Here is a 26,545-nt window from a genome sequence, read left to right on the forward strand (position 1 = left end):
GGGGCACCCCTCCGCTCCGCCGGCGCCCGCCTACTTCAACAACCGCGACAGCCGCCGGTCGGCCAACGGCTTGCCGCCCGTCTGACAGGTGGGGCAGTACTGCAGCGAGGAGTCGCTGAAGGACACCTCACGGACGGTGTCCCCGCAGACCGGACACGCCTCGCCGGTCCGCCCGTGCACCCGCATCCCGCTCCGCTTCCCCGTCTTGAGCTCCGCCGGCGCCAGCCCACGGGCGCGCTCCACCGCCTCGCCCAGCGTGCTGCCCATCGCCTCGTACAGCCGCGACACCTCCGCCTCGGACAGCGCGTCGGCCAGCTTGAACGGCGACAGGCGCGCCGCATGCAGAATCTCGTCCGCGTACGCGTTGCCGATCCCGGCCAGCACGCTCTGGTCCCGCAGGACGCCCTTGATCTGCCGCCGTTCCCCCGCCAGCAGCCCCGCGAACGCCTCCGGACCCACCTCCCCGGACAACGGGTCCGGCCCCAGCCGCGCGATCCCCGGCACCTCCTGTGGATCCCGCACGACATACACCGCCAGATGCTTCTGGCTCCCGGCCTCCGTCACCTCGAACCCCGCCTCACCGGGGGAGACCCGCACCCGGAGCGCCAGCGGCCCCTTGCCCGGCCGCGGCGGCGCCGCCGGCAGCCGCTCGTTCCACCGCACCCACCCCGCCCGCGCCAGATGCATCACCAGACACAGCTCCCCGGCCCGCACCACCAGGAACTTCCCGTACCGGTCCACCCCACCGCACGCCTGCCCCTCCAGCGCACTCAACGGCGGCTCATACGTCTTGAGCGCCGCCACGGACACCGCATCCACCCGCGCCACACTCCGCCCCGCCAACTGCTCCCCCAAGAACCCCCGCAACCCCTCCACTTCCGGCATCTCAGGCATACCCCCCCCAGTCTGCCCTGCCCCACGCCGTCCCGCCCCGCGGCCGGCCCCACCGGGCGGTGGTGGAAGCCGTCCCGTCCCCGCGGCCGGCCCCACCGGGCGGCAGCCAAAGCCATCCCGGCACCACCGGGCCGGGCCTCGACCGCCTTGCGGCTCACGAACCGCCACAAGCTCCCCCCCTCAGACCCGATCGACGGCCTCCGGGGCTCCGGCACCGGCGAGCTCGCTCCCGCGGACGCTCTCGCGGCGCGGGAGAAGCAGCGGGGTGGCCAGGAGCAGGATCCCGGCGGCGGCGATCGCGGTGCGGGGACCGGTGACGGCGGCCAGCAGACCCCACAGGGCCGTCAGGGCCGCGATGGCGACGCTGGTACTGATCGACCACGCGGCCAGGGTGCGCGCGACCCGGTCGGACTCGGTGTGGTCGAGCCGATAGGTCGCCAGCACCGGGTTGAACAGGCCGCAGCAGGTCACCACGCCGAATTGGACGGCGATGACCAGGACGATCCCGGGGACACCGGGCCGGACGAACGCCAGCCCGAGGGGCCAGCACACGCGCAGCACTCCGGCGGTGCGCAGGACCCGGTGCCGGCCGAACCGCGCCGCGAGCCGGCCCGCCAGACGGGAGCCGACCAGGCCGCCGACGCAGGGGGCCGCGAACGCCAGGCCGTACTGCCAGGGCGCGAACCCGAGGTGGCCCACCAGGAGCACGGCGAGCAGCGGCTCGGTGGCCATGAGCAGGCCGTTGACCACGAGCACGTTGAGGAACAGCGGACGCAGCGTGGGGTGGGTGAGGAGGTGGCGCCAGCCGTCGAGCAGGTCGCCCGCCCGCAGCCGCGGTGCACCGGTGCGTACGGGGCGCGCCTCCGTCCCGCCGATGGCCCGGATGCCCAGCGCCGAGAGCAGGTAGCTGACCGCGTCGGCCAGCACGGTCGTCACCGGCCCGAACAGCCCGATCGCGGCCCCGCCGAGCGGCGGTCCGAGCGTGGTCGAGGCCCATGTCGTGGACTCGAAGCGGCTGTTCGCGACGAGCAGGTCCGCCGGCGGCACCAGCGCCTTCAGGTACGCGCCGCTGGCCGCCTTGAAGGCGATGTCGGCCGCCGCGGTGACGACGGAGACCAGCAGGAGCTGGCCGAAGCTGAGCCGGCCGAGCGCGAACGCGGCGGGGACGCTCAGCAACGCCGCGCACCGGGTCAGGTCCATCGCCACCATGACCGGCCGCTTACGACGGAACTCCACCCAGGGCCCGAGCGGCACCGCGACCAGGGCCCCCACGGCCCGCCCCGTGGCAGCCAGCGCCGCCACCTGGGCCGGCCCGCAGTGCAGCACCAGGACCGCGAGCAGCGGAAACGCGCCGAAGCCGAGCCCCGTGCCGTACGAGCTGACCGCAAACGCCGCCCACAACCACCCGAACCGCCGCCCCAGCGCCCGCCTGCCCGACACGCCCACCGTCCCCCTCGCCGAACCGAACCACCGCGCACCGACCACTGCGCCGACCACTGCGCCGACCACCGGCATCAAAGCGAGCGGCGGACGGCAAGCGCAAACAACCCATCGGACCGCCAGCACAACCACAGGTTGTAAGGACAACAAGACCGGCATGAACAGCGCCCCGGCACGCACCGCTACAGCCCCCGCTGCCGCCCACCACGACCGGCAGGAACAGGCCGGGCTCACGCCCGGTCGATTCCCCGACCGTCCGCCGGTGGTTCACCGCACGCGCGAGGGCCGCCCCCTCCTTCCGGAGGCGGCGGCCCTCGAAGCACACCTGACGGCTATTCAGATCTCAGTGCGACCAGTGCACACCCACTGCACAGGCCCCTGGGAACCAGCCGGGCACGGCAGGAGCCACCCGGCTCGGCCTGGACGTCACGATCAGGCGAGGTCGAACCGGTCCAGGTTCATCACCTTGTCCCATGCCGCGACGAAGTCGCGCACGAACTTCTCCTTGGCGTCATCGCTCGCGTAGACCTCCGCGAGGGCGCGTAGCTCGGAGTTCGAGCCGAAGACGAGGTCGGCACGAGTGCCGGTCCACTTGACGGCCCCGGTGGCGTCGCGGCCCTCGAACTCGTCCTGCGCCTCGGACGTCGACTTCCACGTCGTGCCCAGGTCGAGCAGGTTGACGAAGAAGTCGTTCGTCAGCGTGCCCGGCTTGTCGGTGAGGACGCCGTGCTTCGCCTGGGCGTGGGTGGCGCCCAGGACGCGCAGACCACCGACGAGGACCGTCATCTCGGGCGCGCTCAGGGTCAGCAGGTTCGCCTTGTCGAGCAGCAGGTACTCGGCCGGCAGGCGGTTGCCCTTGCCGACGTAGTTGCGGAAGCCGTCGGCGGCCGGCTCCAGCGCGGCGAACGACTCCACGTCCGTCTGCTCCTGCGCGGCGTCCACCCGGCCCGGCGTGAAGGGCACCTCGATGTCGAGGCCGGCGTCCTTGGCCGCCTTCTCGACGGCCGCGCCGCCCGCGAGCACGATCAGGTCGGCCAGCGAGACCTGCTTGCCGCCGGTCTGCACGGAGTGGAAGGACTCCTGGATGCCTTCGAGCGTACGCAGCACCTGCGCGAGGTCGTCCGGGTTGTTGACCTCCCAGGTGCGCTGCGGCTCCAGGCGGATGCGGGCACCGTTGGCGCCGCCGCGCATGTCGCTGCCGCGGAAGGAGGAGGCCGACGCCCACGCCGCGGACACGAGCTGCGCGACCGTGAGGCCCGAGCCGAGGATCCGCTCCTTGAGGGAGGCGATGTCCGCGGCGTCGACCAGCTCGTAGGCGCGCTCCGGCAGCGGGTCCTGCCACAGCAGCGTCTCGGACGGGACCTCCGGGCCGAGGTAACGCACGACCGGGCCCATGTCGCGGTGGGTCAGCTTGAACCAGGCACGGGCGAAGGCGTCCGCGAACTCCTCGGGGTTCTCGTAGAAGCGCCGCGAGATCGGCTCGTAGACCGGGTCGAAGCGCAGCGCGAGGTCGGTGGTGAGCATCGTCGGCGCATGGCTCTTCGACGGGTCGTGGGCGTCGGGGATGCTGCCCGCGCCCGCCCCGTCCTTGGCCACCCACTGGTGGGCGCCGGCCGGGCTCTTGGTGAGCTCCCACTCGTAGCCGAACAGGTTCTGGAAGAACCCGTTGCCCCACTGCGTCGGCGTGCTGGTCCAGGTCACCTCAAGACCACTGGTGATGGCGTCGGCGCCCACGCCCGTGCCGTGCGTGCTCTTCCAGCCCAGGCCCAGCTGCTCCATCGGGGCGTCCTCGGGGTCGGCGCCGACGCGATCCGCCGGGCCCGCGCCGTGGGTCTTGCCGAAGGTGTGGCCACCGGCGATGAGGGCGACGGTCTCCTCGTCGTTCATCGCCATGCGGCGGAACGTCTCACGGATGTCGCGGGCCGCGGCGATCGGGTCCGGGTTGCCGTTGGGACCCTCGGGGTTGACGTAGATGAGGCCCATCTGCACCGCTCCGAGCGGGTTCTCCAGCTCGCGGTCGCCGGTGTAGCGGGCATCGCCGAGCCACTCGGTCTCCGGACCCCAGTACACGTCCTCCTCGGGCTCCCACACGTCCTCGCGACCGCCGGCGAAGCCGAAGGTCTGGAAGCCCATCGTCTCCAGCGCCACGTTGCCGGTGAGGATCATGAGGTCGGCCCAGGAGATGTTCTGGCCGTACTTCTTCTTGACCGGCCACAGCAGGCGGCGGGCCTTGTCGAGGCTGGCGTTGTCCGGCCAGCTGTTGAGCGGCGCGAAGCGCTGCTGACCGGCACCGGCGCCACCGCGGCCGTCGCTGATCCGGTACGTACCGGCGCTGTGCCAGGCCATACGGATCATGAGCGGGCCGTAGTTGCCGAAGTCGGCCGGCCACCAGTCCTGCGAGGTGGTCAGCACCTCCGCGATGTCCCGCTTCACGGCGGCGAGGTCGAGGGAGTTGAACGCCTCGGCGTAGTCGAACCCCTCACCCAGCGGGTTCGCCACCGCCGGGTTCTTGGCGAGGATCTTCAGGTTGAGCCGATCCGGCCACCACTGGCGGTTTCCGCCGCCCTGGGTCGGGTGCGGGGAGCGCCCGTGCGCGACCGGGCAGCCACCTCCACCCTCTGCCTTTGCGTCAACGGCGGCTGCATCATGGTTCTCAGGCATGGGAATCCTTCCGGGCCAGGCGGATCACGTTGCTCAGGAACTGCGGGCGGTGGAACGGTCGGGACACAGGCTCCAGTGGATGACCTCGGCCGCGTCGTCCGGTAGGCCGGGGTCGTTGGCGCACTCGGGCAGGGGCCTCGCCGACCACGCAGTCGACGTCAGCGACGACACAACGCGTCCCTCGAACCCCGAGCGGATGCGCCACCTGAACCGTCACGTGCTCTTTCCCGCTGTTGTCCTGTCCCTTGGCTCTCGCTGGAGCCGATCCTACGATGGACCCAATCCAAGTCAATACGACAACCAGGTCCGTACGGATTCTTTGTCAGGCGATGAACGGTTAGGGCTGGTGGCCATGAGTGACCTGCTGGAACGGCTTCGCGGACGTGGCTGGCGGATGACCGCACAGCGCCGGGTGGTCGCCGAGGTACTCGACGGCGAGCATGTCCACCTCACCGCGGACGAGGTGCTCACGCGAGCCGCCGTCCGGCTGCCGGAGATCTCTCGCGCGACCGTCTACAACACCCTCGGTGAACTCGTCTCGCTCGGCGAGGTGAGCGAGGTGGCCACCGACGGCCGTGCCAAGCGCTACGACCCGAACGCCCACCGCCCACACCACCACTTGGTGTGCTCGCGCTGCGACGCGATCCGCGACGTCCACCCCGCCGGCGACCTCCTGGCCGATCTGCCCGCCACCGAGCGGTTCGGCTTCACCGTCCACGAGGCCGAGGTGACCTACCGGGGCCTGTGCCCCGACTGCACCCGCACCTGACACTCTTGCGCTCTCATGCGTTAGCTGCTGCTCTCGTCGATCGCGCCAGAATCCTTTTTGTGCTGCTTCCCGTTTGATTTCGCAGAAAGTTTTGACGATACGAGGCGGGAAGCATGCATCTTGAATCCGCCGGCGGGGATCTCCTTCTTGCCTCTCGTGTATTCATGAAGGTCGGAGGGTACGGTGGTGAAGGAATTGTGAGAACCTATGCTAGCCGGATACACCGCAATCGAAGTTCCGACTTCAGTGAGTTCAGACCATTCGATGCCGCGGATCCTGTGTGTCCACTTCTCTACTGCGATCCACTTCGTTGATCTATCGGTGAGAATTTCGAGAGTGAACTCGATCTCGTCCTGAATCACCGGGTCGTCCCAGCGGGTATCGAACACGATGTGTTTGCTGGTGCTTGACCGTGGCAGGAGCACAAACGGCGCAGCGTCGCCCAGGCTAGCCTTATCGATCCACGTGAACCGGTTGGCCGCATGCTTCTTGTAGAGAGCAGAGTCGACTTCGCAATGGGCCGAGAATATTTCGTGAGCGCCGGGGATCGGTAGCAGCGGATAGCGAGCGACCATTCGAATCCCGAGCACCTTGCCTACTCGTGCTCCAGTGTTCGATATCGTCACTTGGCAGTCAACCTGCGGTAGGTACCAGCTGCTCTCGGATGACTCGATCTGTGAGATCCGGAACGTTAGGAGGCCTGCGACGGCCGTGGTCTTGAATTTCGCCAAGTGGCTTTGCCAGAGAGTGGCCAGCGATATGACAAGCGCCAACGAAGAGATGACTGCGAGAATGGTTTGTGCCTTCACTTCCCAACTCCCCGGAGTGGGTACGCCCACGAAGTGGTCGACAGCGTTCCGCGATTCTCGCAGGCGAGGGGGCGAGCGTGCAGGGAAATGGGCGAGTCGGCGCCAACATGGGCGACGCGTGTGGGCGGTGCTCGGCTCCACTGTGCGCCAGTGAAGAAGGGCCGTCGGGCGTGCCCTTCCACTGAGGAAAGAGCACGCCCGACGGCCCACAGACGGCCCAGGAGAGCAGAAACCCGCTCTGACCTGCGGCGATCTTAGATGTCGTAGTGCAGCACGGAAGCCATTCTGACCTGCGAATATGTGACCTGGATGACGGGCCTGGTGCACAACGGGTGCACACTGTGCACCCGCCGGGGGCTGCGGACCGGAGGGGCACCATCCGAGCAGCAGTCCGCCTACCGGGAGACCCCTGGGCGCCCATGCGCACTTGCGTGCGCCCGCTCCCCCCTCCATACCGTGACACACCATGTCAGTACCTGCGGAAAGCATCCTCGCACTACTGCGTCATCAGATCCCCTTACGCGTCAATTCGACAGCCTCGCTGGTGATGGACACCGACAAGGCAGCCACAGCCATCGCCCGCAAACGTGCACGCGAGCGAGGCAAGGAGGAACGAGTTCCTCGTAAGCCCGGGCTGGAACCGCTACAGACGGCCGAACAGAACGATCTCGCTACCACGCCTTGGGAGTTGCTCGGCGTCTTCGCGCGAGCCGCCACCTTGGCTCGTCATGGGCGCGGAAGAGGCTTGGCCGAGCACTGGCAGGCCCTGAAGTACTGCCAGGCCCTGGGAGTCGGTGCCAGTGGCTACCTGGCTCTCACCGAGGAGGGGCAGAACCCAGAACTCTCCTACAGGGGGATGCAGGCCCGAGAGTTGGGACGAGCGCTGGGGTTGGCGATCGCAGAGCGCACAGTGCGGGCCCGCTTCCCGGATCACCTGGTCTCGACTGTCGACGCCGAGTCGGTGCTGCTTGCTGGATTCGCGCGCTCCGGACCGCGGCCTTCCCTGGGCGCTCGACCACGGCCTGACTTCTTCATCGAAGCATGGAAGCCCGGCGAACCGTCCCGGCTCTTCGTGGTGACGGCCAACGGAAATCACCAGAAGACGACCAAGCGCACGGGGAAGACCGACCGCTCAGCCTTCAAGCAACTGGCCAGGGCCAGTGAGCGCGCTGAACATTTCCACCTCGCCGAGTGGAACACCACGCCCTGCCTCTTGATGTCCACCGAGCTGCTGGCCAAGGAGGGCACCACAGTCCACGCTCTGCAGGCACCGGGCCAGGGGCTGTTACCTGTGCGATCGGTCACAGGAAGCGATAGTGCGGACGTCGTGCCGTCGAAGAGGAACCCTCCGTATGCCAACGCTGTGAGGGTGCCTGCCCGCGCTGGCGAGGAAGGCTTCCACGACGGCTTCCTCATTCCACGAAAAGATCGCGCGTGGTTCGGTCAGATACTTGCCCGAACCGGTGCCGCGGGCCAACTGGCGTTTGCCGGCGCTGGCATGGAGATCGCTCAGTACTTGACCAGCGATCAGGGGCGCAAGCACTACGAACAGCGAACATTCGCAGGATCATCCAGCGTCCGGGACGCAGAGCACTGCTTCGGCGCGACCCGCTTCTTCGGTACTGACCAGGTCTTCAGGTTGAACAGGACGCGCGTCGAGGCGTTCTCAGGGGTGGCAGAAGACCTGTATCAGCTTCTGGTCGAAGGGAAGGTCGAGGCATACCGGCGCCGCGCATACGAGCTCCGCCCCACGCTGCCGAATGATGCGACCGCTCCGAAGTGGGGCGCGGTCTCCTTCGGTGAGGACGGCACTGTCATGGCTTTGCGTATTCTCCCGGAAAAAGACAAACGATGTGCTCCGTGAACCAGACCCGGCATGTCCGCGCACTGGTGACCACGCCGGAGACTGACTCAAAGCCCTGTCAGAGGTCGCTCGTAAGCTCTGGAGCATGGGGAGCACTGGAATCACTGAAGCCGATGTCGACAAGGCGATGGCCGTCGTCGAAAGCAGCAGGCAGTCACTTCGGCGGGATGATCCCGCCGTCCAAGCACTCGCCGCAGCGGTATCCGTGCGGCGCCGCTTACAGGGAGAAGAGGCGGTCACGGACGACGAACTGCTTGCGGCGCATGACCAGTTGCACGCAAAGATGCCTCACAGGAACGGCGGCAGCCTGGAGGCACTTGCCGACGCGCTACTGGGCCGCGGGATGGTGCCCTCGCCCGGCGACTACGACGGCGACTGGTGGCTGTGGTGGCCCAAGAAGGGCTATGGGCCGTGTCGTGACTGCCGACAGAGTCGCTCACTGACGCGCTACTCCGCCAAGTGGGGCAAGCCGTACAGATACTTGTGCGCACGCTGCCGCAAGCAGGAACTGGCAGACGATACGGCGTATCTCAACAGCGTCACCGGTGTCACCCCGGAGGAAGGTGAGTCGGCCGAATCGCTCTTCAGCAGACGTACGGCCGCTCTCATTGGCCAGCTGGGCAGCCAGGCGGCAGCAGCACCCGAGAGGCGTGCGGGTCGCCCGGACACCGAACAGTGGGGCGAGTACGTAGACCGGCTCATGGAAGTGCTCGGCCCGCTCGACTGGGCTGGCTGGGAGGTCCCGGACGAATACGATTCGGACTGGGATGCCGAAACTGGCCCGATGCTCTTCGCTACGCTGTGGCGTACCAGCGCCGCGCTGGACATCGAGTACTTCCCGCGTGAAAGCCGGCTCCGATTTCTTCCCTACGAAGACGTATGCGGCGATTTCCCGGAATCCTTTTCCGCACTCGACGAAGAGGTCGAACTCACGGTCACCCTCCAGGGCGACGAGGCGGTCACGGTGGTCCAACATCGAGCCGGCGCGTTGGGATTGCTCGATGCAACTCGCGTCCGTGTGGTGGAGGGGGCTGATCGAGAAGCCGCGGAGGCGTTCGAAGCGGAAGCGCTACTCTCCCTCTTCAGCCCGGCAGCCTCCTACCGGAAGATCCCGGTTGCAGACATCGTCAAGGAAGCTGTACAGCACCCCGATCTCAGCACCTATCTGCGCTGGGTTGTCGGTATGGCGGGCCGCAACGTGCACCCGGATCCGGTGCCCGATGCGGCGGCTCTGGGTATCGCGGCCTGGTGCTGGCGCAATGAAACGGCTGTGGAGGCTCACCATCTTCCCTCGGACGTGCTGATGGCCCGAGTGAACATTGCGGTGACTCGCGCGGTGCTGCCTCATGTCTGCCCGTACGAAGGTATCGACTGGGACGGGATCGAGCAGTCACTGACTGATACAGACTGGAAACTCCCCAACGGTCGGAATGTCTCCTCCCTGTTCGGCGACGGATGGCCGGAGGTGCAGTCGACGGTGCGTGAGCAGATCCGTAAATGGCAACGCCTCGACAGCGAACTTCTTGGTCCGGATACCACTTTGAGGCTGATGACGATCGGGGGCTCGACAAGCTATACGTGTCATTGGTGGGGCCAGGGACGGTGGCGCGCGATCTGCGAAGAGATTGTCCGCGATGCGCTCGAAGCTGGTTTCACGCTGCCACAGCCGTACGACTGCCGTGGTTCTGATGCCTTGATCGACGACTTGGAACACCCGGACATGCAGTCCGATGCCGTGCTGGAATGGCTCATCGACATGCCCGAAGCCCCCGTTTCAGGGCCTCACGGATTGCGCCACCATCCAGCTACCCAGCCGCTCGTGCGCGAATACGATCCGTGGTGGGCAACGCCGGAGGGAGACTGACTCCGCAGCCGTCGGCAGTCCAGTGCCCCTACGAGCAGACGCTCGGGGAGTCCTTCGGCCAACTACTCGCCGCGTTCGAGCTCTATTTCTAGATGTCGTAGTAGAGCACGAGAAGTACTCTGACCTGTACAGATTCCGTCTGAAGGCTGCGTGGGTGCACGACCGGTGCACATAGTGGGCGAAGCGGAGCGCCTGGTGGGCGTTCGACCACGACCGGGATACACACGACTGGGCGATGGCGTTCGCGGGAATCGCGCCACCTGACGGCTCATAGGACTCTTGAGAAGCCGTTCGCCCAGCTGGAAGTATTTGATCATCTGAGGAATGGTCAACGGGGGAGTTCTTACGTGGGTGTGGTGCTGCCTGGTTGGGCGGACGAAGTACTCGACATCATCGGTGTCTCATGGCCGAACGTTGACGAGGACGACTACCGGGACATGGCCGATGCCATGCGGGAGTTCGCCGATGACATCGACCACGGTGCCAACGAAGCTCACACGGCCATCCAGGGGTTGGTGGGGTCAGCGGGTGGCTCGTTGGCTGTCGATGCGCTCAACGCTCACTGGAGCAAGATCAATGGCACTCACCTCAAGAATCTGGGGGAGTGCGGCCGCATGGCGGCCACTGCCATGGATGGTGTGGCGCTCCTCATCGAGGGCGCGAAGATCGGCGCGATTGTCCAGCTGGGTATTCTCGCCGCAGAAGTGATCGCCGCGCAGGCGGCGGCACCGTTCACGCTGGGTCTTTCCGAAGTCGGTGCGCTGGCTGCGACCCAGGCGACCCGCGTAATCGTCAAGCGCCTCTTCAAGGAGGTGTGCCAGCAGGTCGCTGAACAGGTCATCAGCATCGCCCTGACGCCCGTCGAGGAGGCCCTGGGCGCAATGGTCGGCGACCTGGTCGTCCAGATCGGCGCCGACGCCCTCGGAGCCAAGGACGGAGTGGACCTGGGGCAGACCGCCAAGGCCGGCAAGGACGGCTTCCGTCAAGGTGTGCAGGACGCCAAGGACTCCGCGAAGTCGGCCGCGGCCAACCCGATGGAACTCCTCAGTGCCGGCGGCGGCAGTGGGGGCGGAGGTGGCGGAGGGTTCAGTTTCGACCTGGATGAGCACGACCGCGTAGTGACGGGCCTGCAGAGCGCCGGTGGCACCTTCCGCAACAAGGCCGGCGGCAAGATCGGCCGGGCCAGAAATCACCACGGGCGTACGCGTGGCAAGGACGCCATTGCTGATGCGGCTAACGCGATGTTGGACAAGGTCATCGACGGTATCGAGGATGGCGTCAAGAAGACCGCCAAGCATCTTGACGACAACATGACCCGTGGTGTGAAGCAGATGGCCAAGAACCATCAGGACAACGACCGTAGGTTGGCTGACCACTTCACAGGCATCGGCAAGGGCGACAAGAAAGACCCCAAGGCGCCGGGGGGTGGCATCGGCGGGACGGGTAGCCGCGCCGGCGGCAAGAATCCGGGAAGGGGCGCACCGAAATCGCCCCTGCGGAACGGGGCAGCAGAGCCGCACAAGACCAGCACCCCAGCGGACGACCGCAACTGTCGAAGCGATCCGATCGACATCGCCTCGGGTGAGATGGTCCTGGCTCAAGAGGACGTCAGCCTGCCGGCTGTTCTGCCGCTATTGCTCGAGCGAACCCATGTGTCCTCGTACCGCTGCGGTGGATGGTTCGGCCCGTCGTGGTCCTCGACCCTCGACCAGCGCCTCGAAGTCGATGGCGAAGGTGTCGTCTTCGCTGCTGAGGACGGCATGATCTTGGTCTACCCGATGCCCGGGCATGATGATGCGGTCCTCCCGGTCGAGGGCCCCCGATGGCCGCTCACCTGGGATCCGGAAACGCCCGGTGGACTCCGCATCAGCGACCCGCAGGAGGGACGCTCCTGGCACTTTGCCAAGCCGGCCAACGTTACGGGTGAGCGGAGAGGACTGAGCGCTTCACAGCTCCCGCTGACGGCCATCACCGACCGGCACGGGAATCAGATCGACATTGACTACTCCGACGACGGCACCCCCAACGAGGTCTGGCACAGCGGCGGATACCGGATCCGAGTCGAGACCGCAGGGCTACGGATCACCGGGCTGCGCCTGCTGGGTGCGAGGAGTTCGGATGCGGTGGCACTGGCTGCCGAGCCAACTGGTAGCGCGGAGGCCGAAGGCGACTCCGCGGTGGGACTGCTGCTGACTGCATTCGCCTATGACGGCAACGGGAATCTCACCGAGGTCACCAACTCGTCCGGTGTACCGATGCGCTTCACGTATGACCAGGACGGCCGGATCACCTCCTGGACCGACCGCAATCGGCACCGGTACGACTACCTCTACGACGCGGCTGGGCGCTGTGTCGAGACCCGCGGCGAGGGTGGTTTCCTCGATGCCGTCTTCGTGTACGACGACGAGGCGCGCTGCACCCGGGTGACCGATGCGCTGGGGCAGGTCACTGTCTACCAGCTCAACGAGCGCGGCCAGACGACAAGGGAGACCGATCCCTCGGGCGCGGTCACCACCTTCGAATGGGACCGGTATCGCCGATTGCTGCGGCGTACGGACCCGCTGGGCCGTACGGTCACGATGGAGTACGACGCGGCGGGCAACGCCACCGCGGTCACCCGCCCCGATGGCTCGCGGATGACCGCTGTCTACAACGAGTTCCACCAGCCCTTGCTCATGGTCGGTGCGGACGGTGCGGGCTGGCAGTACGCGTACGACGATTGCGGAAACCTGCTGCAGATCACCGATCCCGTCGGAGCCACCACCAGTTATGAGTACGGCTCTTTCGGTCGTCTCACAGCCGTCACCGACGCAATCGGTCAGACCACCCGGCTCACCACCAACGCCGCCGGATTGCCGGTAACCGTCACCGACCCTCTGGGAGCCGTGAGCAGATGCGAGCGGGACGCCTTCGGCCGACCCCGGCTGGTGACCGATCCGATGGGCGCGGTGACGGCGTTCGGCTGGACGGTGGAAGGACAGCCAGCCTGGTGCACTCGACCTGACGGTCACACCGAGCGGTGGTCCTACGACGCCGAGGAGAACCTGCTCCAGCACGTCGATGCGGCTGGCGGAACCACGTCCTTCGAATACACGTTGTTTGACCGAGTCTCTGCCCGTACGGGCCCCGACGGTGCCAGGTTCACCTTCGCCTATGACGCTGAGCTGCGGCTCGTCGCCGTCACCAACCCTCAGGGACAACTGTGGCGCTACACCTATGACTCGCTGGGCCGGGTCGTGCAGGAGACCGACTTCAACGGACGGCACATCAGCTACACACACGATGTGGCCGGCAGGCTGACGTCGCGAACCAACGGTGCAGGCCAGACCGTGCGCTACACCCGCGATCTGCTCGACCGTGTGGTTCGAGAATCCACGCAGGCCGGCGGAGCGCGATTCCACTACGACGCCGAAGGCCGTCTGCTGTACGCGGCGAACGGCGCCACGGACCTGGCTTTCACATACGACCCGGCAGGTCATTTGCTGACGGAACAACAGGACTTGGCGGTCATCGAGTTCGGCTATGACGACCTGGGCCGGCGCACCCTGCGCCGTACCCCCAGCGGTGTAGAGAGCCGGTGGACCTACGATGCGGCCGGTCGACCGGCAACGCTGGTCAGCGCTGGGCGAGAGGTCAGGTTCGGCCACGACCTCGCCGGTCGGGAGATCCGCCGCAATCTCGGTGCGGCGGTCCTCTCCCAGACCTGGGATCCGGCCAACCGTATGACGGCCCAGACCCTCTCAAGTGTGTCGGCGCCGCCTGGTGCCGGCAGACCTGAGACTGCGCTACGACACCGCACCTTCGCCTACCGCCCGGACGATCAGCTGCTCGGCTTCACGGACACCATGCTGGGGACGCGAGCCCTCGACCTGGATCCGGTGGGGCGGGTCACCAGCGTCTCGGGACACAACTGGTCCGAGACGTATGCCTATGACACTGCGGGCAACCTGGCCTACACGGGAGGCCAGACCGCCGGGCAGGCGAACCTGAACGACACCGCGGGGACGAGGTCGTACGACGGCACTCTGCTCCGCCGGGCAGGCCGCACCAGTTACGAGTACGACGGCCAGGGACGGGTCATCAAGCAATGCCGCAGGCTGCTCTCCGGCGGCACCCGCAGCTGGCACTATTCCTGGGACGCAGACGACCGCCTCACCACGGTCACACTCCCGGACGGAACCCTCTGGCGCTATGACTACGACCCCCTCGGCCGCCGCATCGCCAAGCAGCGGCTGAGCGGCGACACCACCACTGTGGTGGAGCAGACCACGTTCACCTGGGACGGCACCGTTCTTGCCGAGGAACTGCGCAGCGGTGCAGGGCCGGCCGGTGTCCAGGTCACCAGCTGGGAGTGGGATCCGGTCGGCTACCGCGTCCTGACCCAAGTGGACCGAACCGCCGGCGTATCCGAGCCGGCGCAAGAGGAATTCGACGAGCGGTTCTACTCCATCATCACTGACCTGGTCGGCACACCCACGGAACTTGTCGATGAAGACGGTGCGATTGCCTGGCATTCCAGGTCCACGCTGTGGGGAACACCGCATCCCGCTGATCCCCGCGAGGCCGTGGTGGAATGCAGCCTCGGCTTCCCAGGTCAGTACCACGACCGTGAGAGCGGCCTGCACTACAACCTGTTCCGCTATTACGACTCACTCACCGCCCGATATCTCAGCCCCGATCCGCTCGGCCTCGGGCCCGCCCCCGACCCACACGGCTACGTCGATAATCCCTTCGCCGAGATCGACCCACTCGGCTTGGCGAAGAAGAAGTGCCCGGTCATCATCGAACGGTACGGCAGCGAGGCGGAAGCGAAGGCGAGCGCCGCAGTGAAGCCGAACGGGGGCCTTGTCCCGAGGCCCGGCCACGAACGGCAGCCAAAGTGGATCGCCCAGACCGGCAAGGTCAACCCCGGCACGCTGGGCAAGAGCAAGAATTACACCCACAAAATGGAGTTCCACTGCAAGCCAGAGGTGTTGGCCTGGTTGAAACAGTACGAGATCAAGCCGACCAATGAGCCAGGCCGCTATGCGGTACCGGCGGACAAGATCGATGAGTTCAACAAGTACGTGGAGAAGACGACCGTCCAGCCCCTCGACTCAGGCGGCGGCCGTAGGAGGAGACGATGAATCAGTCATCGCCGCGCGGACGCCTGCGTCAGGCCCTGTTGTGTGTCGGCGAAAGGGGTGACGTAAACGAGGCCGGCCTCAGTGCGGCAGTCACCACCGCGCTGCGCGAACTGGCTTCGCAGGCGCTGGACGAGCGATCGCGCGTCGAACTGGTCACCGTTGGTGCTGAGGACCGCCCCTGGGGACGAAGCCTCGGTCTTCGGCTTGCGGACTATGACGTAGAACTGCCGGACGTGCTCCTGTACGCAGACCAGAGCGACCTTCCGCCCCAGGTGCAGAAGAGTTTCCCGACTCTGAGCCAGGAGGAGTGGGAGGCCGTACTGCTGGTCTCCAAGCTCATTTTCATGGGGCTTCAATCGGAGCCCGAGCCTGTAAGCGACCTTGCCGGCCAACATCCGCAGGTCACCCCGAGGCCGCCCCGGTCGGTAGCGAGAGAGCAGTTCTGCCAGGCGCTGGCTGCCATTTCGGAACGCGCTGACCTGCACCAGGACGAACTTACTGCGCAATTGCGGACCGCGCTCCTGAACTTCGCGTCGGAAACACCCGACAACAAGGACGCCGCTCAGCGCATCGCGGTGCTGCACTCCGAGGAGCCCCACCAAGGGCCGCGCTTGTGCCTCAGCCGCTCGGGGGTGGCCCTCGCGAAGGTAGTGCTAAGCGCTGGTGGCTGTCCTGTCCCCAGCTGTGTACTGGAGGAATTCCCGGACTTGACCCAGGACGAGTGGAACGCAGTCATCCACGTCACAGGCCTGACGCTCATGGCGTTCGAGCCCGAGCCGGCCCGCGACGTGGGATAGCGTCCGTGTCGCGTTGACGGTCCAGGTTCGGCAAAAGACAGTCGGTCGCCGACAGAGGGGTCGCGAGAGACGACGAGCGGTTGCCTCCACCTGAGTGGAGGCAACCGCTCTGAGCATTCCTTCGGCTGCCGAGTTCGAGCTCTACTTTTTAGATGTCGTAGTACAGCTCGAACTCGTGCGGGTGCGGCCGGAGCTGGATCGGGGCGATCTCGTTGGTGCGCTTGTAGTCGATCCAGGTCTCGATCAGGTCGGCGGTGAAGACGCCGCCCTGCTGGAGGTACTCGTTGTCGGCCTCGAGGGCGTCGAGGACGGCCGGGAGCGAGGTGGGCACCTGGGGGACGCCCGCGTGCTCCTCGGGGGCCAGCTCGTAGAGGTCCTTGTCGATCGGCTCGGCCGGCTCGATCTTGTTCTTGACGCCGTCCAGGCCGGCCAGCAGCAGGGCGGAGAAGGCCAGGTACGGGTTGGAGGACGGGTCCGGGGCGCGGAACTCGACGCGCTTGGCCTTCGGGTTCGAGCCGGTGATCGGGATGCGCATGGCCGCGGAGCGGTTGCGCTGCGAGTAGACCAGGTTGACCGGGGCCTCGAAGCCGGGGACCAGGCGGTGGTAGGAGTTCACCGTCGGGTTGGTGAAGGCGAGGAGGGAGGGTGCGTGCTTGAGGATGCCGCCGATGTAGTAGCGGGCGGTGTCCGAGAGGCCCGCGTAGCCCTGCTCGTCGTAGAAGAGGGGCGCGCCGCCCTGCCACAGCGACTGGTGGACGTGCATGCCGGAGCCGTTGTCACCGAAGATCGGCTTGGGCATGAAGGTCGCGGTCTTGCCGTTGCGCCAGGCGACGTTCTTGACGATGTACTTGAACAGCATCAGGTCGTCGGCGGCGGCGAGCAGGGTGTTGAACTTGTAGTTGATCTCCGCCTGGCCGGCCGTGCCGACCTCGTGGTGCTGGCGCTCGACCTGCAGGCCGGCCTTGTCCAGCTCCAGGGAGATCTCGGCGCGCAGGTCGGCGAAGTGGTCGACCGGCGGGGCCGGGAAGTAACCGCCCTTGTAGCGGACCTTGTACCCGCGGTTGTTCTCCTCGGAACCGGTGTTCCAGGCGCCGGCCTCGGAGTCGATGTGGTAGAAGGACTCGTTCGACTTCGTCTCGAAACGGACGTTGTCGAAGACGTAGAACTCGGCCTCGGGACCGAAGAACGCGGTGTCAGCGATGCCGGTGGAGGCGAGGTAGGCCTCGGCCTTCTTGGCGATGTTCCGCGGGTCACGGCTGTACTGCTCGCCGGTGATCGGGTCGTGGATGAAGAAGTTGACGTTGACCGTCTTGTCGCGGCGGAACGGGTCCACACGGGCGGTGGACAGGTCGGCGCGCAGGGCCATGTCGGACTCGTGAATGGCCTGGAAACCACGGATCGAGGAGCCGTCGAACGCCAGCTCTTCGGCCGGGTCGAAGGACGCTGCCGGGATCGTGAAGTGCTGCATCACACCGGGCAGGTCGCAGAAGCGGACATCGATGAACTTGACGTCCTCGTCCGCGATGAACTTCTTGGCCTCGTCGGCGTTCTGGAACATCCAACTCCTCCTAGCCCGGTCACCGGTCGGCGGACGCGGGATTGCTACTCGGAACGCGACCAGCGGTGGCGCGCTCGCCCGACCATAGGCAGGCGGGATTTCCCGAGCATGACCCATTTGTTTCGCCGAGGTTAACCGCCGTGCGGGCGCTCTTACCCCCCAGTGTGCGTCAAAGCCATACATTTCGACCCGACCGGTGCGGCCCCTGTACCGCACCGCGTCGGTCCGTGGCGACCTCGGGGAATCGAACGTATGCGGTCGCAGTACCGTGGTCGGGTGGACAATAGGCAAGCAATCGGATCGTGGATCTCCGGGCCCCGCGCGGCAGCCGAGGACATGGGCGTCGAGTTCGGTTACCGCGGGCAGCGGCTCGGGCTGCCGGAGGAGGGGCCGGGCGCGCTCGCCCGCCCCGGACGCCGTTTCGCGGCCCTCTTCATCGACTGGGCGATGTGCCTGCTCATCGCGTACGGGCTGCTCAGCGGCGGCAAGGCGCAGGCGGCGAGCAACTGGGCGCTGGTGGTCTTCGCCGTGCTCAGCGTGCTGACGGTCGGCACCGTGGGCTTCACGCCGGGCAAGCGGCTGCTGGGTCTGCGGGTGCTCGCCGAGGGCGGTGGCCGGATCTCGGTGCTGAGGGTCGTCCTGCGTACGGTCCTGCTGGTCCTGGTCATCCCGGCAGTGGTCTGGGACCGCGACGGACGCGGGCTGCACGACCGCCTGGCGCGCGCCGTCCAGGTCCGGATGTAGCACGACGGCCCGGCCGGAGGCCCCGGCCGGTCACCCCGGTCGGGCGCCATGCCCCTGATCGGACCTCCAATGCCTCCCGGTCGGGCGGCATGCCCCTGATCGGACCTCCAATGCCTCCCGGTCGGGCGGCATGCCCCTGATCGGACCTCCAATGCCTCCCGGTCGGGCGCCATGCCCCTGATCGGACCTCCAGTGCCTCCCTGCCGGACGCCCGCGCCCCGATCGGATGCAATGTCCCCGGCCGCGGATGTCCTTTCCGTGATCGGATACGACGACGGGGATCGGATACGCGGTGGATACATGGGGGACACGGGCGGGCCGGGAGCCCCTCCCGCGGTCGGATCCGGGCCGGGCCCGCCTTACCGGTCATGCCGTCACGCCGTCACGCGAGACATACGGGGGCAAGACATGAGGGTGGGCCCGGGACCGTAACGGTCCCGGGCCCACCCTCATGTGCACGAGCCGGACAGGCGCTGGCTCAGCGCGCCTTGCCGCCGCCCTTCGGCATCCGCATGCCCTTCGGCATCGGGCCCTTCGGCACCGGCATGTTGCTCATCAGGTCACCCAGCGCACGCAGTCGGTCGTTCACCGCGGTCACCTGGGCGCCGGGCAGCACCCGCGGCAGCTTCAGCAGGGTGGTGCGCAGCTTCTTCAGCGGCACCTCACCCTCGCCGTCGCCCACCACGATGTCGTGCACCGGGGCGTCCGCGACCGTGCGGGCCATTCGCTTCTTCTCGGCGGCCAGCAGGCTGCGCAGCCGGTTCGGGTTGCCCTCGCCGACCAGCACGATGCCGGCCTTGCCGACGGCGCGGTGCACCACGTCCTGGTTGCGGTTCATGGCCACCGCGGGGGTGACCGTCCAGCCGCGGCCGACGTTGTCCAGCACGGCCGCCGCCGCACCGGGCTGGCCCTCCATCTGCCCGAAGGCCGCACGCTCGGCGCGCCGTCCGAAGACGATCGCCATCGCGAGGAAGGCCAGGACGAAGCCCAGGATCCCTGCGTAGATGGGGTGGCCGATCACGAAGCCGATGGCAAGGAGAACGCCGAATACGACGATGCCTACGCCAGCGACGACAAGACCGACCTTGGAGTCGACCCGACGGGTCATCTTGTAGGTCAGGGCGATCTGCTTCAGCCGCCCGGAGTTCTCAGCGCCGGCAGCGCCGTCTGAGTTTGCCTTCCTCGCCATACAGCGAAGTTTACGTGGCCTGGGGGCGACGGGTCGCCGCGGCCTCCAGTACGTACTCGGCCTCGTACCGGTCCTTGGCGCGGGCGCGGTCCTCCAGGACCGACGTCCAGGCGTTGCGGCGGGCGGTGCGCTGTCCGCCGCTCATCAGGACGGCCTCGACGGCGCGCAGGGCACCGGCGACGGACGGCAGGGGGCGGGCGGGGGTGGCGCGAAGCGGCGCGGCCTGCATGGTGGGTGACTCCCTCGGGTCGATCGACGATGCATGGACAAGTGCGGGAGCGGTGCGTGCATCCATCGTCACGGAAAGGTGTTACCAACGGATGACCTGCCGGTCAAACACCTATGAAACGTTGACGCGGACCGCGCCCCGCACATTGACGCGGCCCGCCACGCCCCCCGTCCTGGGGGAGTGCGGGCCGCGATTCCCAGCATGTGGCACGCTTCACGCCGTGGCGCGCCGAGGAGCTCAAACCGCCTGACTGGAGGCCTCGACCTCGCGCTTCTCGATGGCCTGCTGGTAGAGGCGGCCGGCGCGGTAGGAGGACCGGACCAGCGGGCCGGACATGACGCCGGCGTAGCCGATCTCCTCGGCCTCCTCCTTGAGCTCGACGAACTCGGCGGGCTTGACCCAGCGCTCGATCGGGTGGTGGCGGACCGACGGGCGCAGGTACTGGGTGATGGTGATCAGCTCGCAGCCCGCGTCGTAGAGGTCCTGCAGCGCCTGGCTGATCTCCTCGCGCTCCTCGCCCATGCCCAGGATGAGGTTGGACTTGGTCACCAGACCGGCCTCGCGGGACTTGGAGATGACCTCCAGCGAGCGCTCGTAGCGGAAGCCGGGGCGGATCCGCTTGAAGATCCGCGGGACGGTCTCGACGTTGTGGGCGAGCACCTGCGGCCGGGAGGAGAAGACCTCGGCCAGCTGCTCGGGGACCGCGTTGAAGTCGGGGATCAGCAGCTCGACGCCGGTGTCGGGCATCGCGGCGTGGATCTGCCGGACGGTCTCGGCGTAGAGCCAGGCACCGCCGTCCTCCAGGTCGTCACGGGCGACGCCGGTGATCGTGGCGTACTTCAGGCCCATGGTCTGCACCGACTCGGCGACCCGGCGGGGCTCGTCGCGGTCCAGCTCCTGCGGCTTACCGGTGTCGATCTGGCAGAAGTCGCAGCGGCGGGTGCACTGGTCACCGCCGATGAGGAAGGTGGCCTCGCGGTCCTCCCAGCACTCGAAGATGTTGGGACAGCCCGCCTCCTGGCAGACCGTGTGCAGGCCCTCGCTCTTGACCAGGCCCTGGAGGTGGTTGTACTCGGGACCCATTTTCGCCCGGGTCTTGATCCACTCGGGCTTGCGCTCGATGGGGGTCTGGCTGTTCCGGACCTCCAGGCGGAGCATCTTGCGTCCGTCGGGTGCGACAGCGGACACGTCGGCGCCCCTTTCTGCAGTACGCGGCATTCGATTCGGCGGCGTACACCAGGGTACGCCCGATAATTCGCACGCTTTTACGTGCTCACAACCCCGGGCGGTGAGGGTGCATTCCCGCGCCGCCCCGGCGGTCAGACCGCCCGGGGAAGCAGCTCGGCATTCTCCAGGACTTCCCGCAGGTGCTTCTCGACGACCGGCAGCACCTCGGCGATGGTGACCTCGCGGCCCAGCTCCCCGGCGAGCGAGGCGACGCCGGCGTCCCGGATGCCGCACGGCACGATCTTGTCGAACGAGGTGTTGTCCGGGTTCACGTTCAGCGCGAAGCCGTGCATGGTCACGCCCTTGGCGACGCGGATGCCGATCGCGGCGAGCTTGCGGTCCTCACGGCGCTGGCCGGCGTTGGACGGTGCGTACTCGGGGCCGTTGAGCCGGGGGTCGAACAGCTCGTCCGTCATCCGCGGGTCGAAGTCGAGGTTCAGCCCGCCCAGGGCCTGCCGCTCCTCCACCGGGTCGCCCAGCACCCACACACCGCTGCGGCCCTCGACCCGGGTGCCCTCCACGCCGAACTCGGCACAGACCCGGATCAGCGCCTCTTCGAGCCGCCGGACGTGGGCGACGACGTCAACCGGACGCGGCAGCTTCTGGATGGGGTAACCCACCAGCTGGCCGGGGCCGTGCCAGGTGATCTTCCCGCCGCGGTCGACGTCGATGACCGGGGTCCCGTCCAGAGGGCGCTCGTCGTCGGTGGTGCGCCGGCCCGCCGTGTATACGGGCGGGTGCTCCAGCAGCAGACAGGTGTCGGGCACCTCGTCCGCGAACCGGGCGGCGTGCACCCGACGCTGCTCCTCCCACGCCGACCCGTACTCCACGGCATCGGCGCCGAAGCCCAGATGCACAAAGCGCAGCCCCTCGGGTACGGGGGTCTCCCCCCGAGAGATCGCAGTCACGGCAGCTCCTCTTCGAACCTCTGTGGCGCTTCGCCGCACGGTCGATGCCCGTCCGGTGCCAAGACGCCCCTGCCACTGTACGGCGGCCGCTTCCGGGCCCTTCAAGCGGCCGGTCATCGGGCCGTCCATCAGCGCCCCACCCCTGCTCACACGATCGGATGAACGCGTGGCGCAGGCGGCGAGAACGGCTCCGAAGGCCGTTACATTCACGCCGTTCCAAGAGGGCGATGAGCATGCCGGACAGGGTCCGCCGAACCCGGCAGCCCGGCCCGGAAGGCAGGAGACCGGTAAAGCTGATGACGGAACGTCCCCCGCACCACACACCCAACCGCCAGCTCGCCGCCCTCATCTCCGAGGCGGGATTTTCCAATGCCGGCCTGGCCAGACGGGTCGACCAGCTCGGCCTGGAGCACGGACTCGACCTGCGTTACGACAAGACCTCGGTGACCCGCTGGCTGCGCGGCCAGCAGCCGCGGGGTACCACGCCCGCACTGATCGCCGAGGTGTTCACCCGACGGCTGGGGCGTCGGCTGTCCGCCCAGGACCTCGGCCTGGACGCCTGTGCGCCGGTGTATGCCGGGCTCGAATTCGCCTCGACGCCCAGTGAGGCGGTCGACATCGTCAGTGGCCTGTGGCGCAAGGACTCCGGCAGCCACGCCGAGCTCCGCAAGATCGCGTTCACCCCGGCCGGGCTGGTGGTGCCCAGCCGGGACTGGCTGATCGGCCGCCCCGACGACCGGGTCGCACGCGGGGAGCCGGCCGTCGGGGAGGCGCCCGGCCGGGTACCCGCCCAGGGGGGCCGGGCCGCGGTGCCGCGGCAGCGCCGCACCGACCGCGTCGACCGCGCCGAGGGCTCCCGGGTCACCTCCGGGGACATCGCCGCGCTGCGCTCGGTCGGGGAACTGTTCCGGGCGCTGGACCACGCCTACGGCGGCGGCCACGCCCGGCAGGCGCTGGTGCGCTACCTGGAGCACGAGGCCGAGCCGATGCTGCGCGGCAGCTACGGGGAGGCCACCGGGCGCCGGCTCTTCGCGGCCGCCGCCGACCTGACCCGGCTGGCGGGCTGGACGTCGTACGACATCGCGGCCCACGGCCTGGCACAGCGGTACTTCGTCCAGTCGCTGCGGCTGGCACAGGCCGCCGGCGACCGGGCGTACGGCGGCTACGTCCTGGTGACGATGAGCCGGCAGGCCGTCTATCTGGGGCACGGCAGGGAGGCCGTCCAGTTGGCGCGCGTCGCCCAGCAGGGCATCGGCAGTAGTGCCCCGCCCGCCGTCCAGGCGCTGCTGCACTCCGCGGAGGCGCGCGGCCACAGCGTGCTGGGCGAGGTCCGGGCCTGCACCACGGCGCTGTCCCGCGCCGAGCGGGCCCTGGAGTCCGCCCGGCCCGGTGACGACACCCCGTACTGGGCACGCTTCTTCGACGAGGCGCAGCTCGCCGACGAGCTGGCGCACTGCCACCGCGATCTCCAGCAGTACCGTGCGGCCTCCCAGCACGCCGAGCGCTCCCTGCAGCTGCGGGCCGCCGGCTTCGCCCGCAGCCGGCTGTTCTGCCGGGTGGTGCTGGCCACCGCGCGGCTGGGCCTGGGGGAGCTGGAGCAGGCCTGCACGCTGGGCGCGGAGGCGGCGCTCCAGGCCTCCGAGATGCGGTCGGCGCGGGCCCATGAGTACGTCAGGGAGTTCGAGCGCCGGCTGGAGCCGTACCGCGATGCGGCGGCGGTGCGCGGCTACCGCGAGCGGGTGGCGGCGCTGGGCTGAGCGCGGCGCGGCAGGGGCCCGGCCCGCGGCTTGGCAGGGGCCCGGCCCGCCGCGGCCCACGGCCCCTGCCGTACCCGCCCCGTGGGGGGCCGAGGGTCGGCGGTCAGGCCGCCGTGCGCAGCGGGTCCGGCTCGGTCGTCAGGGCCGGCAGCCCGAAGTCCTGCAGCAGCGCCCGGGCGGCCCGGCGGCCGGAGTTGAGCGCACCCTGCAGGGTGCTGGTGTCGCGGTGGTCGCCGCAGACGTAGAGGCCGGCGAGCACCCGGACGGTGCGCGCCGGGTCGTGCGGCACCGGCATCGCGGGCACCGCGTACGGATCGTGATGGGCGGTCAGCAGCTCCCAGTCGTCGGCCCGCGCCCCGTAGATCCGCTCCAGCTGGGGCCGGACGGTCTTGTCCAGGACGGACGCCGGCAGCGCCGCCGCGGCGCCCAGCACGGCCGTGGTGATCAGCGACCGGCCGGGCGGCGTACGGGAGGGATCGATGGCGCCCGCCAGGTAGCTGTAGGCCACCGGGCCGTCCGACGGGAGGACCAGCGCGGTCTCGCGGGACACCGCGGCACGGAGCCCGGACGCCGCCCCCGCGGTGTGGTGCAGCACCGCCATGCCGTGGAAGGCGGGCACCCGCAGCCCCGGCAGGAGCTCGGCGGCGTCCCGGGCTCCGGTGGCCACCAGCACCGCCCGGCAGGGGATGGGGCCGTGGTGGGCGGTGCTGACGCCGGTCACGGAGACCGAGGTGACCCGGACCGAGGTGCGGACCGTGCCGGGCGGCAGCGCCGCGGCGAGCAGCTCGGGCACGGCCGCGGCGCCGCCGCCCGGCAGGCTCAGTCGCCCCTCGGCGTACGCACGCAGCGCGGCTGCCGCGCCCCGACTGGACCCGCGCAGCTGGGGGTCGCCCAGCAGCGCGCTCAGCAGCGGTCGCAGGAAGGCGTCATGGGCGCGGGGCGGGAACGCCGGGCGGCTCGCCAGCACGTCGCGGATGGGGCGGTCCGGGGGCGGGAGGGCGGCGGGGGTGGTGCGGTCGGTGCGGTGATCGGGGTGCGGATGGGGCCAGCGGACGGCGCGCGAGAGGGCGCGCGCTGCGGAAAGTGCGCCCCTCGTGCTCCGGGGAGCGCCGATGCGCTGCGCCCGCTGGCCGTTGTGGAGGCTCAGGCCGGATGCGAACGGACGCAGCGTCAGCCCTTCGAGCCCCGGCGTACGGCGCAGCTCGGCGCCGGAGACCGCCAGTGGCCGGGCGCAGCGGTCCAGCCGGAAGCCATCGATCCGGTCGGTGACGGACCTGCCGCCGACCCGCTCCGAGGCCTCCAGGACGGTGACCGACACTCCCGCGCCGGTCAGATGGCGGGCGGCGGCGAGACCGGCCGGGCCGGCTCCCACGATGACGACGTCCACGGTCGATGCGGTGCGCAGCACATGCCCCTCCCGGAGGTCGGTTCCAGCGGTGGCGCACCGGAGTCATGCCCGGTGCCGGCACGCGGGATGCCGAGTGGTGTGTGCGAGGACGGTAGGAAGGAGGGGGCGCCTGCGACAGGGGGCGTCCGGGGCGCGTCGAAGCGCCGCCGGCCGCCCCGGTGCCGGGGGCCGGCGTCTACCCGGCGTGGACGGCTCCCGGCCCGCGCGCCGGCGGCTCCCCGGTCGCCTTCGCCACCGCAGCCGCCAGTGCCGCCCGTACCACCGCAGCCGCCCGTACCGCTGCAGTCGCCAGTGCCGCCCGTACCGCGGCTCAGGCCGCCCGTACCGCCTCCGCGATCCGCGGATGGTCGTAGGCGAACCCGGAGTCCAGCAGCCGCCGCGGGATGACCCGCTGACTGCCCAGCACATCGCCGGCGAACTCCCCGAGGGCGATCCGCAGCACCGGCGCCGGGACGGTGCACAGCGTGGGGCGGTTGAGCACCCGGCCCATCACGGCCGTCACCTCGCGGTTGGTGACCGGCTCCGGGGCGGTGAGGTTGACCGGGCCGGTCAGCTCCCCGTCGTCGACCAGGTGGCGCAGCGCCCGGACGTGGTCGTGCAGGGAGATGAAGCTCCAGTACTGGCTGCCGTCGCCCAGCCGCCCGCCCAGGCCCAGCCGGAAGAGCGGGAAGAGCCGGCCCCAGGCGCCGCCGGAGCGGGCCACCACCAGCCCGGTGCGGGCGAAGACCGTACGGATCCCCGCGTCCTGCGCCGGCTTCGCGGCCTGCTCCCAGGCCACACAGACCTCCGGCAGGAACCCGGAGCCGGCCGGCGAGGTCTCGTCCACCCGCCGGGCACCGGTGTCGCCGTAGTAGCCGATCGCGCTGCCGCAGACGAAGACCCGCGGCGGGGTGTCCATCGAGGCGAGCGCCGTGGCGAGGGTCCGGGTCCCCAGCACCCGGCTGTCGCGGATCTCCTGCTTGTATGCCGCCGTCCAGCGGTGGTCGCCGACCCCGGCGCCGGCCAGGTGCACCACCGCTTCGCAGCCGGCCAGCCCGGCCGTGTCGACCCGCTGGGCCCTGGGGTCCCAGCGCACCTCGTCGGCGGCCGTGGGGGCGCGCCGCACGAGCCGTACGACGTCATGGCCTTCGGCGTGCAGGGAGCGTACGAGTTCCGCGCCGATGAGTCCGGTCGAGCCGGTGATCGCGATCCGCATGGGCCCATACTGCCCGCAGTGCCGGTCCGGTGGCGGCATCCCCCGGCCCGCTCGGCCCGCCGGCCTGAATCGGCCTTCGGGCGGGGCCCGGCCGCGGCCCCGCAAG

18 protein-coding genes are annotated in these 26,545 nt (G+C 68.9%); 7 read left to right on the plus strand and 11 right to left on the minus strand.

What is annotated here, in order from left to right; all coding sequences use genetic code 11:
• Positions 1 to 30: 30 nt before the first annotated feature.
• From AB0G84_RS24355 to katG, 3 genes are all read right to left on the minus strand, one after another.
• Complete coding sequence (locus tag AB0G84_RS24355) at positions 31 to 894, minus strand: DNA-formamidopyrimidine glycosylase family protein (RefSeq protein WP_361324453.1); 864 nt, start codon at positions 892 to 894, stop codon at positions 31 to 33.
• A 180-nt stretch (positions 895 to 1,074) separates the two neighbouring features.
• Complete coding sequence (locus tag AB0G84_RS24360) at positions 1,075 to 2,334, minus strand: MFS transporter (protein ID WP_361324456.1); 1,260 nt, start codon at positions 2,332 to 2,334, stop codon at positions 1,075 to 1,077.
• A 432-nt stretch (positions 2,335 to 2,766) separates the two neighbouring features.
• Positions 2,767 to 4,995 (minus strand): catalase/peroxidase HPI, encoded by a 2,229-nt coding sequence (katG, locus tag AB0G84_RS24365; RefSeq protein WP_361324459.1) that lies wholly within the window; start codon positions 4,993 to 4,995, stop codon positions 2,767 to 2,769.
• A 352-nt stretch (positions 4,996 to 5,347) separates the two neighbouring features.
• Between katG and AB0G84_RS24370 the strand changes: the two genes are divergently transcribed.
• Positions 5,348 to 5,764, plus strand: coding sequence for a transcriptional repressor (locus AB0G84_RS24370; RefSeq protein ID WP_361324462.1), 417 nt, complete (start codon positions 5,348 to 5,350; stop codon positions 5,762 to 5,764).
• 20 nt (positions 5,765 to 5,784) lie between these two features.
• On the opposite strand, the gene AB0G84_RS24375 is transcribed toward AB0G84_RS24370, so the two are convergent.
• On the minus strand, positions 5,785 to 6,573 hold the full coding sequence (locus AB0G84_RS24375; protein WP_361324465.1) for a hypothetical protein: 789 nt from the start codon (positions 6,571 to 6,573) through the stop codon (positions 5,785 to 5,787).
• Positions 6,574 to 7,120: 547 nt separating this feature from the next.
• Between AB0G84_RS24375 and AB0G84_RS24380 the strand changes: the two genes are divergently transcribed.
• The 4 genes from AB0G84_RS24380 to AB0G84_RS24395 all read left to right on the plus strand — a co-directional run bounded on the left by AB0G84_RS24380 (position 7,121) and on the right by AB0G84_RS24395 (position 16,224).
• Positions 7,121 to 8,437 (plus strand): hypothetical protein, encoded by a 1,317-nt coding sequence (locus AB0G84_RS24380; protein WP_361324468.1) that lies wholly within the window; start codon positions 7,121 to 7,123, stop codon positions 8,435 to 8,437.
• A gap of 85 nt (positions 8,438 to 8,522) precedes the next feature.
• The gene (locus AB0G84_RS24385) at positions 8,523 to 10,301 is read left to right on the plus strand and encodes a hypothetical protein (RefSeq protein WP_361324471.1); all 1,779 of its coding nucleotides are present in this window, start codon (positions 8,523 to 8,525) and stop codon (positions 10,299 to 10,301) included.
• Between the two features lie 347 nt (positions 10,302 to 10,648).
• A complete protein-coding gene (locus tag AB0G84_RS24390; RefSeq protein ID WP_361324474.1) occupies positions 10,649 to 15,427 on the plus strand; it encodes a DUF6531 domain-containing protein in 4,779 nt (1,592 codons plus the stop codon).
• Positions 15,424 to 16,224 carry a hypothetical protein gene (locus AB0G84_RS24395; RefSeq protein WP_361324477.1) on the plus strand — a complete coding sequence of 267 codons (801 nt, stop codon included), beginning with the start codon at positions 15,424 to 15,426 and terminating at the stop codon, positions 16,222 to 16,224. The genes AB0G84_RS24390 and AB0G84_RS24395 overlap by 4 nt, the downstream gene beginning before the upstream one ends.
• 148 nt (positions 16,225 to 16,372) lie before the next feature.
• On the opposite strand, the gene glnA is transcribed toward AB0G84_RS24395, so the two are convergent.
• A complete protein-coding gene (gene glnA / locus AB0G84_RS24400) occupies positions 16,373 to 17,782 on the minus strand; it encodes a type I glutamate--ammonia ligase (protein ID WP_361324480.1) in 1,410 nt (469 codons plus the stop codon).
• 276 nt (positions 17,783 to 18,058) lie between these two features.
• Between glnA and AB0G84_RS24405 the strand changes: the two genes are divergently transcribed.
• A complete protein-coding gene (locus AB0G84_RS24405; RefSeq protein WP_361324483.1) occupies positions 18,059 to 18,526 on the plus strand; it encodes an RDD family protein in 468 nt (155 codons plus the stop codon).
• 478 nt (positions 18,527 to 19,004) lie between these two features.
• Here the strand turns inward: AB0G84_RS24405 and AB0G84_RS24410 are convergent, their stop codons facing one another.
• The 4 genes from AB0G84_RS24410 to lipB all read right to left on the minus strand — a co-directional run bounded on the left by AB0G84_RS24410 (position 19,005) and on the right by lipB (position 22,079).
• Positions 19,005 to 19,715 carry a DUF4191 domain-containing protein gene (locus AB0G84_RS24410; RefSeq protein WP_361324486.1) on the minus strand — a complete coding sequence of 237 codons (711 nt, stop codon included), beginning with the start codon at positions 19,713 to 19,715 and terminating at the stop codon, positions 19,005 to 19,007.
• Between the two features lie 10 nt (positions 19,716 to 19,725).
• On the minus strand, positions 19,726 to 19,944 hold the full coding sequence (locus tag AB0G84_RS24415; protein WP_361324612.1) for a hypothetical protein: 219 nt from the start codon (positions 19,942 to 19,944) through the stop codon (positions 19,726 to 19,728).
• A gap of 237 nt (positions 19,945 to 20,181) precedes the next feature.
• Entirely contained in the window at positions 20,182 to 21,132 is a 951-nt protein-coding gene (lipA, locus tag AB0G84_RS24420) for a lipoyl synthase (RefSeq protein WP_361324489.1), read from the minus strand.
• A 131-nt stretch (positions 21,133 to 21,263) separates the two neighbouring features.
• Positions 21,264 to 22,079 (minus strand): lipoyl(octanoyl) transferase LipB, encoded by an 816-nt coding sequence (gene lipB, locus AB0G84_RS24425; RefSeq protein WP_361324492.1) that lies wholly within the window; start codon positions 22,077 to 22,079, stop codon positions 21,264 to 21,266.
• A 296-nt stretch (positions 22,080 to 22,375) separates the two neighbouring features.
• Between lipB and AB0G84_RS24430 the strand changes: the two genes are divergently transcribed.
• A complete protein-coding gene (locus tag AB0G84_RS24430) occupies positions 22,376 to 23,836 on the plus strand; it encodes a regulator (RefSeq protein WP_361324495.1) in 1,461 nt (486 codons plus the stop codon).
• A gap of 103 nt (positions 23,837 to 23,939) precedes the next feature.
• On the opposite strand, the gene AB0G84_RS24435 is transcribed toward AB0G84_RS24430, so the two are convergent.
• Together AB0G84_RS24435 and AB0G84_RS24440 are read right to left on the minus strand one after the other, a co-directional pair.
• Positions 23,940 to 25,244 (minus strand): NAD(P)/FAD-dependent oxidoreductase, encoded by a 1,305-nt coding sequence (locus AB0G84_RS24435; RefSeq protein WP_361324498.1) that lies wholly within the window; start codon positions 25,242 to 25,244, stop codon positions 23,940 to 23,942.
• 310 nt (positions 25,245 to 25,554) lie between these two features.
• A complete protein-coding gene (locus AB0G84_RS24440; protein ID WP_361324501.1) occupies positions 25,555 to 26,439 on the minus strand; it encodes a TIGR01777 family oxidoreductase in 885 nt (294 codons plus the stop codon).
• Between the last annotated feature and the right edge of the window lie 106 nt (positions 26,440 to 26,545).

Source organism: Streptomyces sp. NPDC020742, from assembly GCF_040641675.1.
Classification (GTDB): domain Bacteria; phylum Actinomycetota; class Actinomycetes; order Streptomycetales; family Streptomycetaceae; genus Streptomyces.